Genomic DNA, 20,082 nt, shown 5'->3' on the forward strand with positions numbered 1-20,082 from the left:
ATTGGGATTTGGAATTTAATTTTTAGAATTTACCTACTTTTGCCCATTAAATTTTACAAAATGTCATTACGAAAAGCGTATCTCCTTATTTTTATTCTATTACTTGTTGACCAAGTTTCAAAAATATACATCAAAACTAATTTCATTTTAGGCGAAGAGGTTGAGGTATTTAAATGGTTTAAAATCTTGTTCATAGAAAATGAGGGAATGGCTTGGGGAACTGAAATTCCAGGACAATACGGAAAATTATTCCTGACTTTATTTAGATTGGTTGCTGTAGGAGGTATAGGGTATTGGTTATGGGATTCTGTTGAAAGAAAGCAAAGTTCAAATTATCTAATCGTAGCAATTTCACTAATTCTTGCAGGAGCTTTTGGTAACATAATTGACTCCGTTTTTTATGGTGTAATTTTTAATGACAGTCATCAAGAATTAGCCACTCTTTTTTCAGATCAACCTTACGGAACTTGGTTTCATGGTAAAGTGGTCGATATGCTATATTTTCCTTTTTGGCACGGGATATTACCAAGCTGGTTACCAATTTGGGGCGGAAGAGAATTTACGTTTTTCAATGCGATTTTCAATGTAGCTGATATGGCGATTTCAACAGGAGTTGGAATTTTAATATTTTTCAATAAAAAAGCTTTTCACGGACAAGAGTAGATTACCTTTTGCTTTTTAAGTTATAGTTAGTACGCAAAAACAAGCGCTCTTGATTACAATCAAGAGCGCTTGTTTTTTTACATTTATTCTCATAACATTTTTAAAAGTGCAGTTATAAAGAACTCCTTGTCTTAACTCTAATTTTTGCAATTACTTTTATATTTATTCAGAAGTCGCAGTAAATGCGCGATTTAACAATTGTTAATTAATAGTTAAAGAAAAGAAGAACATTCGCTTTTGGGATGGTAAAAATTATTTTTGGAAAACTATAACCACTAAAAAATAATAAATGAAAAAGTTTTTTATTTTGACTGCGGCAACTTCACTTTTGTTAATCCCAACGAGTCAATTTGCACAATCTAAAAAGGAAAAAGAAAAGATGGCGCAAGCTGCATCTGCTTTGCCTGAGAAAAAACCAGAAACCACAATTAAAGAGTATGGAAAAGTAATTACTAAAGACGCCAAGTCAGATGATGGTCTTTTTACTGTTCACAAAGTCGATAAGAAATACTTCTTTGAAATCCCTAATAAACTTTTAGATAGAGACATGCTTTTAGTAAGTCGGCTTTCTAAATTACCTTCTGATTTAGGTGGCGGTTATGTTAACGCAGGTTCTGAAACGAATGAGCAATTAGTCGTTTGGCAGCGTTTCCAAGATAAGGTGCTGCTTAAAGTGAAATCATATAGCGCTGTTGCAGATTCTAGTTTGCCAATTAGTCTTTCGGTAAAAAACAATAATTATGAGCCTGTTTTATTTGCTTTTGATATTGTCGCTTTCAGCAGTAATTCCGAAAATACAGTAATCGATGTTACTAAGTTTTATAGCACTGATGTAAAAGCGATCAGCGGACTTTCAGCTTCGATGCGTGAATCCTACAAAGTTAAAGGACTAGATGACTCTCGTAGTTTTATTACAGCAATGAAGAGTTTTCCAATGAATATTGAAGTCGTTCAAGATTTTACCTATAACGCATCAAATCCTCCAGTGATGAAAGATGCGGAGACGATAAGTATCCAAATGAATCAGTCGATGATTTTGTTGCCAGAAGTTCCTATGACACCACGACTTGCAGATCCAAGAGTTGGTTGGTTTACAATGAACCAAATTGACTACGGAAGCAATGAATTGAAATCAGATAGTAAAACTTTTATCCGCCGTTGGAGGCTGGAGCCAAAAGATCCGGAAGCATACGCTAGAGGAGAATTGGTTGAACCAATAAAGCCAATCGTATATTATTTAGATCCAGCTACTCCTGAAAAATTGCGTAAATATATAAAACAAGGAATTGAAGAATGGCAAAAACCATTTGAAACAGCAGGTTTTAAAAATGCAATTATTGCTAAAGATCCACCAACAAAGGAAGAAGATCCAGATTTTAGTCCGGAGGATATTCGGTATTCTGTAATTAGATATGTGGCAAGCACAACGCGTAATGCTGTTGGGCCAAGTGTTTCTGATCCTAGAACGGGTGAGATTATTGAGAGCGATGTTATCTGGTATCACAATCATTTACGTTCGTATCGTAATAGATATTTATTAGAAACAGGAGCTGCTAATGCTTCCGCTAGAACTTTAAACACTTCTGATGAAGAAATGGGTGAGATGATGCGTTTTGTAATTGCTCATGAAGTAGGGCATGCGCTAGGTTTTCCACACAATATGGGAGCGAGCAGTGCTTATGATGTAGAAAGCTATAGAAATGCTGCGTTTACTCAGAAATACGGAATTGCAGCAAGTTTAATGGATTATGCTCGTTTTAATTATATTGCTCAGCCAGGAGATAAAGGAGTTCGTTTTATTCGCCAAATGGGACCTTACGATCACTATGCTTTAAACTGGGGATATCGTGTGATTCCAAATGTTAAATCTCCAGAAGCTGAAGTTCCTACATTAGACAAATGGATTTTAGAAAAAGCAGGAGATTTGAATTATAAATTTGGGAAACAAAGTAGTTCATTTGATCCTTCTTCGCAAACGGAAGACATTGGAAACAATTCAGTGAAAGCAAGTACTTACGGTCTTAAAAACTTAGAATATGTTGCTGCTAATTTGTCAAAATGGACAAGCGATGTAACTAATAATTACGAAGATCTAGAGGAGTTATATAAAGAAATGATGGATGTTTGGGGTCGATATGTAGGACATGTCGTGACGAATGTAGGTGGAGTTTATGAAAACACTAAAAAGCCAAACCAACAAGGAAGTATTTACGATGTTGTGTCAAAAGTAAAACAGCAAGAAGCGATGCAGTGGTTACAATCGAATGCTTTTGCATCACCAACTTGGTTAGTGAATATCCCTACATTAAAAAACATTAATTATTCAGGTTATACGGAGCGTTTTAGAGGTTTGCAAGTTCGTCATTTAAATACTATTTTAAGCTTTGATCGAATAGGACGCTTGATGGATGCTGAAATTTTAGGAGCAAATAACTATACCGCTAATGACTTACTTCAAGACATGCGCAAAGGTATTTGGAAAGAAGCTAGCTCAGGATCGAATGTAACTATTTACAGAAGAAACCTGCAGCGCGCGTATATTGAAAGAATGAGTTTTTTGATGGACGAAGAATTAAAAGCAGGATCATCAAGAGATTATTACAATGTATCTCAATCTGATATTAGAGGATTAGTAAGAGGGCAATTAAATGTTTTGAAAGGAACGCTTGCAACCGCAAAAAGTGGAGCAGCGAATGCAGAAACAAAATTTCATTACTTAGATTGTATAAAGAGAATTGAGAATATTTTAGATCCAAAATAACCAAAGTTAGTTTTAGTAGAAATATAAAAAGGAGCTCGATGGAATATCGAGTTTCTTTTTCTTTTTATACCATTTAAAACTCGTAAACTTTCTTAGCTGTAACACAATAATTTAACTGTATGTCGCCCTTAAAAACGTCTTCAATTAATTCCTCCGCTTCAAAAAAAGATAGTCCTATTTTAATAGTTTCTGGTTTGCACTCCGAAAGGAATTTATCATAAAATCCTTTTCCGTAACCTGCACGATGTCCTTTTATGTCAAATGCTAAAAGCGGTACAAATACAACATCTATTTTAGCAGGAGGCACTTCGATTCCATCAACCGGTTCAGGAATATTATATTCGTTTTTCTCAATTTTTGTATTATCAGTCAATAGAAAATGCTGCATATTTCTCGTCTCAAAATCACTTCTAGAGATAATAATCTCCTTGTCTTTTCCAGATAGTAAATGCAAAATAAATTCGGTATCTACTTCATTATGTTCTGTTATTGGAAGGAAAATATGGAAATAGGTTTTATGCCAAATAGGAAGTGAGATTAAATTATTGGCTATAGCCAGACTCATTTCTTCGTTTTGATTTTCAGAAAGTGATTTTCTTAACTCTTTATATTTAAGTCGTAGTTCTGTTTTTTTCATTTTAAGTAATTTATTCTGCTTCCTCTGAATCTAATGCATTCGACAAATGGTAAATCGCATCACCTTCATATACGATAGGTGAATGATTTGCATTAATAATGTAACCAGCATTTGGTGCTTTAACTTTTCTTTCAAATTTTCCGTAAGGATCTGTTATCATAGCCAGGACAGTTCCTTTTTTTACAAATTTGCCTATCATGTCAAAATCGTGCAGTAATCCAGAACATTTAGCCCGAATCCAACCTGATTTTTCAATGTAAATAGTATGTGATGCTTGTTGGGTTACAATGTGTTTTGAATCTAGCATATCTAAATAAGAAAGTAAACGTTTTGCGCCATTTACACCTTCGTCAGCAATACTCGTATTAATGTCAAGTGATTTTCCACCTTCAAAAAGTAACATTTTAACGTTCATTCTTTCACTTGAATTTCTAAAGGAGCCTACGATGTTTCGAGAATATAATGTAAATGGCGCGTTAAAAGCATCGGCTAAAACTTTTAAATCACTGTTAGTGGGAGCTATTCTAATTTGCGCCACATTAAACCGACTGGCTCCACCAGCATGAAAATCCACACCATATTGAACAATTGGCATAATTTCAGCTAAAATATGAAAAGCAAATCGACTCGCTAAAGAACCTGCTTTACTGCCCGGAAATACTCTATTTAAATCTCTTCCATCGGGAAATTCTCTGGATTTATTGATAAAACCGTAAACATTAATTATAGGAATGCAAATTACTGTTCCTCTCTTCGGCTTATTTATCTTTTTACGAATCAGTTGTCTCACAATTTCGACACCATTGATTTCGTCACCATGAATTCCAGCTGAAAAAAGTACAATAGGTCCGTCAAATTTAGAGCGCCGAACGATAATAGGCATGTTTAATTTTGTAGTAGTATGCAATCTGGCAATCTCAACGTTGATAGTTTTGTTCTCTCCAGGCATAATGGTTTCGCCAAAAAGAACAATAGGAGTAGTATTAATTTTCATCATTATATCTTGAAAAGATAAAAATAGCCATAATAACCAATTACGAACTAAATTTCTCGTAAAACTTTTGGCATAACTATTTAAGAAAATTTTAGTTTGTATATCGTAATTTTTGAGATTAACTTTGTTAGATGAATCCAGCATCTTTAGCGCTCCAAATCCAAACTTTACCAGACAATCCCGGCGTCTATCAATATTACGATAAGGACGGGAAAATTTTATATGTGGGTAAAGCTAAAAATTTAAAAAAAAGAGTTTCTTCTTATTTCAATAAAATTCATGATACGGCTAAAACCAATGTGCTCGTAAAGAAGATTGTTACTATAAAGCATATTGTTGTTCCTACAGAAACCGATGCGCTTTTATTAGAAAACAATTTGATAAAAACCCTGCAACCACGCTATAATGTCTTGTTGCGTGATGATAAAAGTTATCCATGGTTGTGTATTAAAAAAGAACCTTTTTCGCGAATTTTTGCCACTAGAAGAATGGTTAAAGATGGTTCTGAATATTTTGGTCCATACACGAGTTTCAAAACAGTAAGTACTATTTTAGAATTAATAAAAGAATTATATCCGCTGCGAACGTGCAATTACGATCTTAGTAAAAGCAATATTGAAAGCGGAAAATTTAAGGTATGTCTCGAATACCATATTGGCAACTGCATGGGACCTTGTGAAGGACACGAAACTTTAGAAAATTATCAAAAACAAGTAGACGCTATTCGCGAAATCTTGAAAGGTAATTTCAAAGAAAGCATGAAAGATTTCAAGCGCGTTATGACAAACTTAGCCGCTGATATGCATTTTGAAGAAGCCCAAAAAATTAAAGAGAAGATAGAAATTCTTGAAAATTACCAGTCACGTTCTACAATTGTAAACCCAAAAATTACAAACATAGATGTATTTTCAATAGTTTCTGATGAGAGCGCTGCTTATGTAAATTTCCTCCAGATTTCTCATGGTTCGATTATCCGTTCGCACACTATGGAAATCAAAAAGAAATTAGATGAACCAGATGAGGAATTACTAGAACTCGCTATTATTGAACTTCGTGAACGTTTTCATTTACTATCACGCGAAATTGTAGTTCCATTTGCAGTTGAAGTTGGTGAAAATGTAAAAGTGACGGTTCCGCAATTAGGAGATAAAAAGCAAGTTTTAGATTTATCCATTCGGAATGCTAAGTTCTACCGAATCGAGCAGTTGAAGCAACTCCAAATCGTAGATCCAGATCGACACACTAAACGCATTATGGCGCAAATGCAAAAAGATTTACGATTGCCTGTAGAGCCGCGCCACATAGAATGTTTTGACAACTCTAATATTCAAGGTACAAATCCGGTTGCGGCGTGTGTAGTATTTAAAGATGGAAAGCCGAGTAAGAAAGATTACCGTCATTTTAATATAAAAACTGTCGAAGGCCCTGACGATTTTGCCTCGATGACCGAAGTGGTTTATCGACGATATAAAAGACTGCTAGATGAAAACGAACCATTGCCTAATCTAATCATTATCGATGGTGGAAAAGGACAACTTTCTTCGGCACTTAAAAGTATTGATGATTTAGGTTTGAGAGGAAAAATTACTGTAATTGGAATTGCAAAAAGACTTGAAGAACTATTTTATCCAGGTGATTCTGTTCCTTTATATTTGGATAAAAGATCCGAAACTTTAAAAATTATTCAGCAGTTGCGTAACGAAGCACACCGTTTTGGGATTACGCATCACCGTGATAAGAGGAGTAAAGCAGCGCTAAATTCTTCAATTGAAAGCATTCCTGGAATTGGTGAAAAAACGATGTTGACTTTAATTCAACACTTTAAAAGTGTTAAAAGATTGAAATTAGCCACAGAAAAAGATATTTCAGACGTTATAGGAGTATCAAAAGCCAAAAAAATTGTCGAATTTTACAAGAATAACTAGTCCTTTCTCTATGAGCCTATTCCAGCTATCCGTTTCAAGCGCTCTGCAAAAAATCTTTTATTCTAATGAAAAAAAAGGAGCTTCTAGGGGCGCTCTTTTTTTTCAAGAAAAAATAGATTTTTCACTGTCGCGGCTTTCTACTTCTATCTGGGGCTTAGACTCGTTTTCAAAACTATTATTCTATTCTATAATCGCTATATTTTTTCTTTCACAAAGCACTGTTGCACAAGAACAAAAAAAACCAAAAATAGGTTTAGTTCTCAGTGGTGGTGGAGCAAAAGGATTTGCGCATATTGGTGTTCTTAAAGTATTGGAAGAAGCAGGTGTTAAAGTCGATTACATAGGCGGGACTAGCATGGGTGCTGTGATAGGAGGATTGTATGCTTCTGGCTATAATGCTTCTCAAATTGATTCTATTTTTCAAGCCACCGACTTTAGTAAATTAATCAATGATTTTATTCCGCGATCCTCTAAAAACTTCTACGAAAGAAGAAATGAAGAATTATACGCTTTAGTTTTACCGTTTAACAAACTGAAAATTGGAATTCCTGAAGCTTTATCAAAAGGAATGTACAATTATAATTTATTAAGCAGAATTACAAGAAATGTAAGGCATGTGACAGATTTCAATAAGTTGCCAACGCCTTTTTTATGTATAGGAACTAATATTGAAACAGGTAAGGAAGTGCTATTAAACAAAGGAAATTTAGCACAAGCAATGATTGCGAGTTCCGCTTTTCCATCTTTATTTTCTCCTGTGGAAATAGATGGCGATATTCTTGTTGATGGCGGAGTTATTAACAACTATCCCATTGAAGAAGTGAGAAAACTGGGGGCTGATATTATTATAGGTGTTGATGTCCAAAATGATCTTTTAGACCGGAATCAGTTAAAGGATGCGACTAAAATTCTAGTTCAAATCACAAATCTACATTCGATCGAACGAATGAAAAAAAACATTAGCAATACTGATATTTATATTAAACCAGATATTACGCAATATGGTGTGATTTCATTTGATAAAGGGAAAGATATTATTATAAAAGGTGAAGAAGCAGCTTTTGGTGTTTTCGAACAATTAAAAAAATTAGTTGATGAGGATAATCCATACGTAAAACCAAAGTTGATTTTAAATTCTGATAGTTTAAAAATTCGTTCTATTAACACTAATAAATTAGAAAATTATACTAAAGAATATATCAGTGGAAAATTGAGATTCAAACCGAATACAAAAATAACTTACAACGATTTATTGAAAGGGATTAACAATATTAATGCTACTCAAAACTTTAGTTCGATCTCTTATGCATTTGAACCTAATGCAGAAGGAGTAGATTTAAATTTAAGTTTAAAAGAGAATCCTACAAAGACCTATTTGAAATTTGGTTTGCATTACGATAATTTATTTAAGAGTGGTGTCTTAATAAATTTGACTCGTAAAAAAGCACTTTTAAAAAATGATATTGCGTCGCTAGATATTGTATTAGGTGATAACTTTAGATATAATCTAGATTATTATATTGAAAATGGATTCAATTTAAGTTTTGGTTTTAAATCGCATTACAATCAATTTAACCGAAATATTGCTAAAGAAATAAGTCCTAATACTGTCAATAATACGAACATAAATACTTTAAATGTAGATTTTTCAGATCTTACCAATCAAGTGTATTTTCAATCCTTATTTGTACAAAAATTTTTAGTTGGTGGTGGATTAGAACTCAAGTATTTAAAAATCAAATCGGAAACACTCGCGAATGTTGACCCAATAATTGACAGAAGTAGTTATGTTAGTGCTTTTGGGTACATGAAATTTGATTCGTTCGATAATAAATACTTCCCTAAAAAAGGATGGTATTTTAATGGAGACATTCAATCATTTTTATTTTCATCAGATTACACAGGAAATTTTCAACCGTTTTCTATTGCTAAAGGAGATTTTGGAGTAGCAGCAAAGTTATTTAAAAATGCAACGATTAAATTTCAAACTGATGCTGGATTTAGTTTTGGACAAAAAAGCGTTCCTTTCTTTAATTTTATCTTGGGAGGTTACGGCTATAACACCCTTAACGGATTTAAATATTTATATGGCTATGATTACATGAGCATAGTGGCAAATAGTTATATTAAATCTACTGGAACTTTAGATTACGAATTTTATAAAAAGAACCACATTAATTTTTCAGCCAATTTCGCTAATATCGGAGATAAAATATTTGAAGGAGTGGACTGGATTTCAATCCCAAAATATTCTGGTTATGCCGTAGGATACGGTTTAGAAACTATAGTTGGTCCAATAGAAATAAAATATTCTTGGTCACCAGAGTTGCCTAAAGGCTTTACTTGGTTTAGTGTTGGTTTTATGTTTTAAATATAATTTATATTAATTAAAATTCCGATATTTGTTATTATGAAAATAACTTGGCCTGGTTTATTAGGATATCTACAATTTCTAATCAAGAGAAATCCTGAATAGTAGATCGATTAGATAATACTACGAATAAGATAAAGTAGAGAATGAGTTCGTTTTCAAAATGCTGTTATTTTCTCGTTTACTTATTTTCTAATTGTCAAATCTTCTAATTTAAAAAATCATGCCTTTATATCATAAATTGGGGAGTTTTCCTCAAAAGCGTCACACGCAATTTGAAAAGCCAAACGGCGGTTTGTATTACGAACAACTATTTGGAACAGAAGGATTTAATGGTCACTCTTCTTTGCTTTATCATGTTCACAGACCTACGCAGGTTAAAGAAATTCTAAAATCGTATTCTGTAGAGCCAAAAATTGCTATTGGCAAAAATATAAAATCATTGTTGTTTAAAGGTTTCGAATTGAAAGCCGAAGATGACTTTTTGGACAGTCGCAAACCTATGTTGGTAAATAAAGACTGCACAATAGGTTTAGCTGCTCCACGAAAATCATTGCGCGATTACTTTTATAAAAATGCCGATGCTGACGAAATGATTTTCATTCATAAAGGAAAAGGTAAGTTACGTACGATGATGGGAAATATTCCTTTTGTATACGGTGACTATCTTATAATTCCACGCGGAATGATTTACCAAATCGATTTTGATACTGAAGAAAACAGACTTTTCTATGTCGAATCTTTTGCGCCTTTTTACACTCCTAAAAGATACAAGAATGAGTCAGGACAGCATTTAGAACATGCACCTTTTTGTGAGCGTGATTTTATTTTGCCTTCTGAGTTAGAAACTCATGATGAAAAAGGAGATTTCCTTATTAAAATAAAGAAAGAAGGAATGATGCATGAAGTAGTTTATGCCTCACATCCTTTTGACGTTGTAGGTTGGGATGGATATAATTTCCCTTACGGATTTAGTATTCATAACTTCGAACCAATAACAGGACGTGTGCACCAACCACCACCGGTGCATCAAACATTTGAAACAGCAACTTTTGTTGTTTGTTCTTTCGTTCCAAGATTATACGATTATCATCCAAAATCTATTCCAGCTCCATACAATCATAGCAATATTGATAGCGATGAGGTTTTGTATTATGTAGATGGTGACTTTATGTCACGTAATAACATAGAGCAAGGTCATATCACTTTGCATCCTAAAGGAATTCCACACGGACCAGCGCCCGGAGCGATGGAACGCAGTATTGGTCACACAGAAACGCATGAGTTAGCAGTGATGGTTGATACTTTCCGTCCACTTATGGTTACTGAAGAAGCGATGGGATTAGACGATGGTCAATATTATAAATCGTGGGTTGAGTAGTCATTGCGAGGGACGAAGCAATCACATTTAATCTTATAGGCTCCTTATCGCTTAATATTTTTTAAGACTTCGCATTATCATTTAACGTAAAAACGACAAAAAATCAATTTATCTGAGATTTGAATCATTGTGAGCTAAAAATTTAAAACAATATAAAATTAATAAAATCCGTGTAAATCTGTTTTATTCGCCTCATCTGCGTTTAAAATAGAACTGCATATAAAAATTAAAAAAAAATGTCAAAAGAATTAAAATCAGTGGAATACGGTTTAGAAAAAATATTTGAAGGAGCTCAAGATTTCCTTCCATTATTAGGTACAGACTACGTAGAATTTTACGTAGGAAATGCAAAACAGTCTGCGCATTATTATAAAACTGCTTTTGGATATCAATCATTAGCATACGCTGGACTAGAAACTGGGGTAAAAGACAGAACTTCTTATGTTTTAAAACAAGATAAGATTCGTATCGTTTTGACTACACCATTAAATGAGAATTCTCCAATAAATGACCATTTAAAAAAACATGGTGATGGAGTAAAAGTAGCTGCATTGTGGGTTGAAGATGCAAGAAGTGCTTATGAAGAGACAATGAAACGTGGCGCTCGTTCTTTTATGGAACCAACGGTTGAAAAAGATGAATTTGGTGAAGTGGTCCGTTCTGGAATTTACACCTATGGAGAGACTGTACATATTTTTGTAGAAAGAAAGAATTACAACGGAGTATTCTTGCCTGGTTACAAGGAATGGAAATCAGATTATAATCCAGAACCAACAGGTTTAAAGTACATTGACCACATGGTTGGTAATGTCGGTTGGAACGAAATGAATACGTGGGTTAAGTTTTACGAAGAAGTGATGGGGTTTGTAAATTTCCTTTCGTTTGATGACAAACAAATTAATACGGAGTATTCTGCATTAATGAGTAAGGTAATGTCTAATGGAAATGGTAGAATCAAATTTCCAATAAACGAACCAGCTGAAGGAAAGAAAAAATCACAAATTGAGGAATACTTAGATTTTTACGGTGGACCTGGAATTCAGCATATCGCAATTGCAACTGACGATATCATTAAGACTGTTTCGCAATTGAAGGCTAGAGGAATCGAATTTTTGTCAGCGCCACCTCATACCTATTATCAAGCGATTCCAGAACGCTTAGGAGATCACATGAAATTAATGAAAGAAGATCTAGGTGAAATCGAGAGACTGGCTATTATGGTAGATGCTGATGAAGAGGGTTATTTGTTGCAAATCTTTACCAAGCCGGTGCAAGATAGACCAACTTTATTCTTTGAGATCATTCAGCGTATGGGAGCTAAAGGTTTTGGTGCTGGTAACTTTAAAGCCCTTTTTGAGTCTATAGAGCGAGAGCAAGCATTACGCGGAACGTTGTAGAAAGGCTTTATTTTTATAGTATGTGAAATTTTAACCGATGAACGGTATCGTTTTTTACACATATAATGTTAAAGTATATTTTTAACTAATAATAACTGGATTTGTTAACTACCTTTGCACTCGCAAAACTGGAGGGGGTGGTTTCCTTCCTAAATTGATATAAATTTCATAATTTATAGTTTTTTGGTTAGTTAATAGCATAAAAACTCAGTCATTATTTGACTGAGTTTTTTTGTTTTAATATATTTGGAACAAAGTTTGCAGGTACAGTCCTTAATCTGACAAAGAAAAGAAATGAAAAAGATACTACTCCTCCTTATATTAATTGCTACCGTAAGTTTTGATTCTCCTCAGGAAGATGCTTATGGTGTAGGCGAATATTTTAAATTTAGAATTCATTACGGTATTGTAAACGCTGGGTATGCTACGCTCGAAGTTAAAGACGCAACAGTCAACAATAGAAAGGCTTTCCACGTCGTTGGAAAAGGATATACTACTGGAATGTCACGCTTTTTCTTTAAAGTTGATGACTTGTACGAAAGCTATATTGATAAAGAAACCGGTAATCCAGTTCAATACGTTCGAAAAATTAATGAAGGTGGATACACTAAAAACCAAGAAGGTTTTTTCAATCAATCAACAAATCGTGTAGTAGTTAAAGACTATAAGAGTAAGAGTGAAAAAACTTTATTGATCCCAAAAAACACACAAGATATTCTTTCAACTTTTTATTATTTGAGGAATCATCCTAATATTGATAAGTTAAAAGTGGGTGAAGCTATTGCTATAGACATGTTTTTTGATGATGAAACTACAAAATTTAAGCTAAAGTTTATTGGTCGGGAAAATATAACCACTAAATTTGGCGTTGTTCCTTCTATGATATTTAGACCGTTAGTACAATCAGGACGTGTTTTTAAAGAGCAAGAGAGTCTAACAGTTTGGATTTCAGATGATGGAAATAAATTACCGCTTCGAATAAAAGCTAGTTTAGCTGTAGGATCTATTAAGGCAGATATAGATGCATATAAAGGATTGAAAAATTCTTTTAAAACAAAATAAGAATGAACGAAATTGAGAATTCAGAATACCTTTTAAGAGAAATTGAGCTTAAATACCAAGCGATAAATCAAAAAACAGAGACTCAACTCGAAGGATTACTTTGGTCTAAACCCATTACTTATTGGGATTACATCCAAACAGATGCTTTACTAAATATTCAAACTCAAAGAACCACGCTTCCTGATGAAATGGTTTTTATAATGTATCATCAAGTTAATGAATTAATTTTCAAAATGATACTTTGGGAGATGAAGCAAATTTCATATTGCGAGAACATCGACACTGTCTTTTTCACGGAACGCCTGATGAGAATCAGTCGTTACTTTGATATGTTAACGACCTCATTTAGTATTATGGAAGATGGAATGGATGTAGATCAATACATGAAATTTAGAAATACTTTGACTCCAGCTAGCGGATTTCAAAGTGCACAATATCGCTTGATCGAATTTTCTTCAACTGATTTGATTAATCTTATTGATCACCGTTTCAGAGATTCTATTGATAGAAGCACTTCTTATGATTTTGCTTTCGAACATTTATATTGGCAAGCAGCCGGAAAAGATTATCACACTGGTAAAAAGTCCTTTCTTTTAGATGAGTTTGAAAAAAAATACAAAAAATTATTCCTCAACCACATGGAGGAATACAACACCATTAATATCTGGCAAAAATTCAAACAATTGCCAGAATTAGACCAAAAAAATCCAGAATTAATTCAAGCAATGCGTCACTATGATCATACCGTGAACATAACATGGGTAATGCAACATTTAAATACTGCTAAAAAATATATTGATAGTAGTGGTAAAGGTGATGGTGAAGCGACTGGTGGCAGTGACTGGAAAAAATACATGCATCCTAAGTATCAGAGAAGAATATTCTTTCCTGAGTTATGGAGCGAGCATGAATTAAAAAATTGGGGAGCGGAAATGTAGATTGAATTAAAAAACACGGTTTGAAACAAATATTCATAGTTATAATAGTGCTATTTTCTTTGGTGTCTTGTAATAAAGAAAAAAAGGAAGTAGTAAAAGAAAAAACAGTAGAAGTTGTTCCCAAAAAGGCAGAGTTTGGGTTTGTATATGCTGACTATAATGTAGTGCAGGATACAGTACAAAAAGGAGATACTTTTGGAACTATTATTGAAAATCAAAATATTGGTGATCGAAGAGTTTACGATATTATTGCAGCTATAAAAGATACTTTTAATGTGAGATCCATTAGATATCATAAACCATATACATTACTTCGATCTAAGAATAAAAAACACGACTTAAAAGTTTTTATTTACCAACCAGATGCCCTTACTTATTATGTTGTTGATATGCGTGACAGTGCAGTAGTGGCTTACAAGAAAACAAAACCTATTACTATTAAACGTCGCACTATTGGTGGCGTTTTAAAAGAATCATTATCAGAAACTTTAGGCAATGCCAAAATTGAAGGAGCTCTAGCAAGTAAAATCGCCAAGATTTATGCGTACTCCATCGATTTTATGAAATTAAAAAAAGGAGATCGCTTTGCGATTACTTTTACAGAGCGCTTTATTAATGATAGTATATATGATGGAGTCGAGGAATTAGAAGCGTCATTTTTCGAGTACAGAGGAAAAATTATTTATGCATTCCCATTTGCGCAGAATCCCAATTCTGAAAAAGTCGAATATTATGATGAAAATGGTAAAACGCTTAAAAATTTCTTCCTTAAATCTCCTATAAAATTTAGTAGGATATCCTCTCGTTTTTCTTCGAGTCGTTTTCATCCGGTTCAACATCGATGGAAAGCACATAAAGGAACTGATTACGCAGCACCACGTGGAACACCTATTACTACTACAGCGGGTGGTGTTGTAGAGCAAAGTGGTTTTACAGCAGGAAATGGAAATTTTGTCAAAGTAAAACACAACGGAACCTATTCTACACAATATCTTCACATGTCTAAAATTTTAGTTAAACGTGGACAACGTGTAACGCAAGGACAAGTTATAGGTTTAGTAGGTAGCACTGGTTTAGCCACTGGACCGCACGTTTGTTATCGTTTTTGGAAAAATGGTGTTCAGGTTGATGCATTGCGTTTAAAGTTGCCAACTGGTGAGCCAATGACAGGTAGCAGCAAAAATCGCTTTCTGGAAAAAATTACACCTCTCAAATTTGAATTAGACAGCATCGCTAATTTATAGTGTTTTCGTTGTTAGTTTTTCGAGGATTTAATATTGGCTAAATTATTTTTTAAGCACCGCTCTATTTTTGGTGGTCAGAGCCAATCTTCAATTCTTGGTACATAAGCTATGTGCTGCTTTAATTTATATCCATAGGACAAAAAATACAAGCATGGTTTTTTGTAAGTATCTAATGAAAAGACATCAATTATTAAATTCTAATAATTATATTAGTACATCACGACCCTAAAATGCAATAGTCTTTCATAACTGTATTAAATTATATTAAGAAGTTAATCCCACATAAATTCACTGATTTTTTACACCTTTATTTTTAAAAGGATCACACCTTCAATTGATGTCTCTTTTTAACAAAAATAGAAACTTAATTAAGCGGAAAAACAAATAGCATTATACACGAAGAACTCAAAAAAGTATTGACAAATTCTGAAAAAATAAAATCCATTCTATCTTTAACAGTCTTTACTGGTTTCAAAATAAAAAAAACTGTTTGATTCAAAAATTAATGTTCTAAAGTTTCGTTTTCTGTAATTCATTTTACAAGGATCAACTTCTTAAATGCAAATTCCATCAAATCGCTACCGCAATTCTGAAAGCAACTAGTCAAGAATGATTTAAAATAGGTTGATATTAAAATATTAAATGATCATCAAAGTGAATTCAATTTTCTGCAAAATCATCATTTGATAATTTTTAGAACAAATTTATATGAAATCTATCCTAAAATTTGCTGTTTTATGTGTTCGAAACCAAATCTTATTTTTTTTTCGTAAGAAAAGTAACTAATTAATCTGAGATGAGCAGTGCTTTTCTAAGTATAAGTAGCTCTGTAACAGTATTTTTTTATAAATAAATAAAAAAAATAAGCTTATAGAATTTCAAGAAATAATATATAAATGTTAATAATAATTTAATTTCTTAAGCAAAAATGTATTTTTTTTAACAAAAAGCTCAATTAATCATTTTTACGTAAAATAAGCGTTTAAAAATTGGAGGAATCTTAACGCTATGTTAACCTTTTAAAACAAAAATGTTATATTTTTGCCAAATATTATTAAACTAATCAATATGAAAAAATTATTTAAGTTGTTTTTTGTGTTAGCGATACTTTTTTGCGCTATCCCAAATATTAACGCACAGGGTAATACTAATTCTTCTATTAGTGGTAGTGTTTACGATAAGGATTCTCAAACCTTACCAGGAGCATCTATCCTTGCAGTGCACACTCCTTCAGGTACTCGTTACTCTGCATCTACGGATGGTTCAGGGAGTTTCAGCATCTCAAACATGAGAGTTGGTGGACCGTACAAGATTGTTGTTAGCTTTGTTGGATTCAAAAACTTTGAAGAAGAAGGTTCTTACCTTCAACTAGGTGAAAACAAAAATTTTAAAATTGTTTTAGCTGAAGAGTCTAATGAATTGCAAGAAGTTGTAGTTAAAGCTACGAGAGATAATACTTTTAATTCACAAAGAACTGGAGCTCAAACAGTAATTAATTCAGATAAAATTAAGGCATTGCCTTCTTTATCTAGAAATATTTCTGACTTTGCAAGATTAACGCCTTCAGCTCAATTGAGAGGTGATGATATTTTATCTATTGGTGGTCAAAATAATAGATTCAACGCGATCTATATTGATGGTGCTGTTAGTAATGACGTTTTTGGATTAGCTGCAAACGGAACAAACGGTGGTCAAACAGGAGTAAGCCCCATTTCTATTGACGCTATTGAGCAATTTCAAGTAAGTGTAGCTCCTTTTGATGTAAAATTATCAGGTTTTGCTGGTGGAGCAATTAGTGCAATTACTCGTTCAGGAACAAATAATTTTGAAGGATCTGCATATTTTTTATACAGAGACCAATCATTAGCTGCCAAAACACCTCCTTCATTAGCAGGAACAGCAGGTAGACAAAAATTAGCTGACTTCTCAGCGCAAACATATGGTGTTCGTGCAGGTGGAGCTTTCGTTGAAGATAAATTATTTTTCTTTGTTAACTACGAAAGACAAGATAACGAAACTCCACAACCTTTTGCTTTGTCAACTTACACAGGTTTGTCAGGAAATAGATTAGGAGAATTAAGAACTAAATTAGCAACTTACGGTTACGATCCAGGTTCTTTTGAAAACAATGTACGTACACTTAAAAGTGATAAAATCATTGGTAAATTAGACTGGAATATTAACGATAACCATAAATTATCTGTTAAACATAGTTATGTAACAGCTGAGCAATTTTCTCCAAGCCGTTCATCAGCTACTGCACTTAACTTTATTAATGGTAGTCAAGTATTTAATTCTGTTACTAATTCAACGTCATTAGAGTTAAACTCAAGATTTGGAAATAAATTTTCAAATAACTTAGTTGTTGCTTATACAAATGTTGCTGATGATAGAGATGCATCTGGAGATCCTTTTCCAACTGTACAAATCTTCGACGGAGCTAACCAAAGTATTTATTTTGGTGCAGAAGGATTTTCTACTGCAAACCTTTTAGACCAAAGAATTTTAACAATTACTGACAACTTTGAAATCAATGTTGGTATGAATAAAATAACTATTGGTACTCATAATGAATTTTCTCAGTCTAAAAATGTGTTTTTTGGAAACAATTACGGTTCGTACCGTTACGCAAGCTTAGATGATTTCTTGTTGAACAAAAAACCAAATAGATATCAATTAAACTACTCATTAATTGGAGGTAGTGGTGATGAGTCTTTAGGAGCAGCTGAATTTGGAACTAAGCAATTTGGTTTCTATGTTCAGAATGACATGAGATTAACAGATAATTTTAAATTATCTTATGGAGTAAGAGTTGACGTACCAGTTTGGGAAAGAGGTATGGGTAACAATGACTTTAATAATAGAACAATTGCTTTATTGCAAGCTGCAGGTAAAGATTTACAAGGCGCTAGCGTAGGAGAAAGAATTACTACTACTCCACACTTTGCACCAAGAGTAGGTTTTAATTATGATGTTAACGGTAAAAAATCAACTCAAATTAGAGGAGGTTTCGGAGTATTTACTTCAAGATTACCTTTAGTATGGCCAGGTGGAACTTACAATAATAATGGAGTAACTCAAGGTGCTATTCAAATTACATCAGCAGCTCAAATGCCAGTATTTAATCCAAATACTAGCGTTGATAGTCAAATTGCTCCACTTCCTTCATCTTTCCCTAGACCAGGTTCAGGAAAAACAGGTGGAAATATTGATTTGTTTGCTAAAGATTTTAAATTACCACAGGTATTCAAAGCAAGTTTTGCTGTAGATCAAAAATTACCTTTAGGTCTTATCTTAACTTCTGAAATTACATACAATGATAATATCAGTGCAGTTACTTACGAAAACTTAAATATAAAAAATTCATCAAGTAATTTAACTGGTGCTGATAAAAGACCACGTTACAATGGAAGTGTTAGAGTTGACCCTTCTTACTTAGGTGTTTATTTAGGTTCAAATACAAGTGAAGGTAAAGCATACAATGTAGCGTTTACATTAGCTAAAAACTTTAGATCTAATTTTATTGATGCTAATATCTCTGGAACATATTCTTATGGTAAGTCTACTGTTTTAATGGATGCAACTTCATCTCAAAACAGTTCACAGTGGAACAATACAGAAACTGTTAATGGTGCAAACTATTTAACTCTTGGAAGATCTGATTTTGATCCAGGAAGCAGAATCGTTTCTAATGGTAATGCTACATTCAAATGGAATAAGTTTACTAAATCTAGAATTGGTTTCTTCTACGAAGGAGCTCAAGGTACTCCAATCAGCTATGTTTACAATGATAGCGGTCGTTTATTACAAGATACATTCTCTAACTCAGCATTAATTTATGTTCCTGCTGCTAAATCTGAAATTGTATTATTAACAAATACTGCTCCAGGAGAATTAACAGCTGATCAACAATGGGATGCTTTAAGTGCTTTCATTGAAGGTAATGATTATCTAAGAGGAAGAAAAGGAAGTTATGCTGAGCGTAACGGTGACCGTTTAAAAACTACTCATATTGTTGATTTAAAATTCGCTCAAGAATTCACATTGAACGTAGGTAAAAAGAAACATACAATTGAGTTTACTGCAGACGTATTTAACTTTACCAATCTTTTAAATAAAAACTGGGGTAAAAGATACTTCACTAGTAATGACCAAGTACAATTGTTACAACAAGTTGGTTTCCTAGCGGATAAATTAACAAATACTGCTCCAGGAGAATTAACAGCTGATCAACAATGGGATGCTTTAAGTGCTTTCATTGAAGGTAATGATTATCTAAGAGGAAGAAAAGGAAGTTATGCTGAGCGTAACGGTGACCGTTTAAAAACTACTCATATTGTTGATTTAAAATTCGCTCAAGAATTCACATTGAACGTAGGTAAAAAGAAACATACAATTGAGTTTACTGCAGACGTATTTAACTTTACCAATCTTTTAAATAAAAACTGGGGTAAAAGATACTTCACTAGTAATGACCAAGTACAATTGTTACAACAAGTTGGTTTCCTAGCGGATAACACTACACCAACTTTTAGATATAACCCGACTGTTGGGAACAACATCAATCAACTTGATGATGTAGGTTTAAACTCTTCAAGATGGCAAATGCAAACTGGTGTTCGTTACACGTTCAACTAGTTTAACATAAAATAATCTAACCCTCATTTCAATTGAAATGAGGGTTTTTTTTATGCCTTTTTTTGCTATAT

Annotated in this window: 12 protein-coding genes; 10 read left to right on the forward strand and 2 right to left on the reverse strand. The window is 33.2% G+C overall.

Annotation, left to right across the window (positions count from 1 at the left end; genetic code table 11):
* Positions 1-60: 60 nt before the first annotated feature.
* Together RCH19_RS08485 and RCH19_RS08490 are read left to right on the forward strand one after the other, a co-directional pair.
* Entirely contained in the window at positions 61-663 is a 603-nt protein-coding gene (locus tag RCH19_RS08485; protein ID WP_343022858.1) for a lipoprotein signal peptidase, read from the forward strand.
* Positions 664-952: 289 nt separating this feature from the next.
* Positions 953-3,424: a zinc-dependent metalloprotease gene (locus tag RCH19_RS08490; RefSeq protein ID WP_343022859.1), complete on the forward strand. Its 2,472-nt coding sequence runs from the start codon at positions 953-955 to the stop codon at positions 3,422-3,424.
* Positions 3,425-3,497: 73 nt separating this feature from the next.
* On the opposite strand, the gene RCH19_RS08495 is transcribed toward RCH19_RS08490, so the two are convergent.
* Both RCH19_RS08495 and RCH19_RS08500 read right to left on the reverse strand, forming a co-directional pair.
* Entirely contained in the window at positions 3,498-4,061 is a 564-nt protein-coding gene (locus RCH19_RS08495) for a 5-formyltetrahydrofolate cyclo-ligase (RefSeq protein ID WP_343022860.1), read from the reverse strand.
* A gap of 10 nt (positions 4,062-4,071) precedes the next feature.
* The gene (locus RCH19_RS08500) at positions 4,072-5,055 is read right to left on the reverse strand and encodes a succinylglutamate desuccinylase/aspartoacylase family protein (RefSeq protein WP_343022904.1); all 984 of its coding nucleotides are present in this window, start codon (positions 5,053-5,055) and stop codon (positions 4,072-4,074) included.
* A gap of 131 nt (positions 5,056-5,186) precedes the next feature.
* Between RCH19_RS08500 and uvrC the strand changes: the two genes are divergently transcribed.
* From uvrC to RCH19_RS08540, 8 genes are all read left to right on the forward strand, one after another.
* Positions 5,187-6,980 (forward strand): excinuclease ABC subunit UvrC, encoded by a 1,794-nt coding sequence (uvrC, locus tag RCH19_RS08505; RefSeq protein WP_121924855.1) that lies wholly within the window; start codon positions 5,187-5,189, stop codon positions 6,978-6,980.
* Between the two features lie 10 nt (positions 6,981-6,990).
* Positions 6,991-9,351 carry a patatin-like phospholipase family protein gene (locus tag RCH19_RS08510; RefSeq protein ID WP_343022861.1) on the forward strand — a complete coding sequence of 787 codons (2,361 nt, stop codon included), beginning with the start codon at positions 6,991-6,993 and terminating at the stop codon, positions 9,349-9,351.
* Positions 9,352-9,574: 223 nt separating this feature from the next.
* Positions 9,575-10,732: a homogentisate 1,2-dioxygenase gene (locus tag RCH19_RS08515; protein WP_343022862.1), complete on the forward strand. Its 1,158-nt coding sequence runs from the start codon at positions 9,575-9,577 to the stop codon at positions 10,730-10,732.
* Positions 10,733-10,968: 236 nt separating this feature from the next.
* A complete protein-coding gene (gene hppD / locus RCH19_RS08520; protein WP_343022863.1) occupies positions 10,969-12,129 on the forward strand; it encodes a 4-hydroxyphenylpyruvate dioxygenase in 1,161 nt (386 codons plus the stop codon).
* A 294-nt stretch (positions 12,130-12,423) separates the two neighbouring features.
* Positions 12,424-13,191, forward strand: a complete 768-nt coding sequence (locus RCH19_RS08525) for a DUF3108 domain-containing protein (RefSeq protein WP_121924860.1) — start codon at positions 12,424-12,426, stop codon at positions 13,189-13,191.
* Positions 13,192-13,193: 2 nt separating this feature from the next.
* Positions 13,194-14,129, forward strand: a complete 936-nt coding sequence (locus RCH19_RS08530; RefSeq protein WP_343022864.1) for a tryptophan 2,3-dioxygenase family protein — start codon at positions 13,194-13,196, stop codon at positions 14,127-14,129.
* 20 nt (positions 14,130-14,149) lie between these two features.
* Positions 14,150-15,373 (forward strand): peptidoglycan DD-metalloendopeptidase family protein, encoded by a 1,224-nt coding sequence (locus tag RCH19_RS08535; protein ID WP_121924862.1) that lies wholly within the window; start codon positions 14,150-14,152, stop codon positions 15,371-15,373.
* 1,068 nt (positions 15,374-16,441) lie between these two features.
* On the forward strand, positions 16,442-20,011 hold the full coding sequence (locus RCH19_RS08540) for a carboxypeptidase regulatory-like domain-containing protein (RefSeq protein WP_343022865.1): 3,570 nt from the start codon (positions 16,442-16,444) through the stop codon (positions 20,009-20,011).
* Positions 20,012-20,082 lie beyond the last annotated feature (71 nt).

The sequence above is a fragment of the Flavobacterium sp. PL12 genome (genome assembly GCF_039123485.1).
Classification (GTDB): domain Bacteria; phylum Bacteroidota; class Bacteroidia; order Flavobacteriales; family Flavobacteriaceae; genus Flavobacterium; species Flavobacterium weaverense.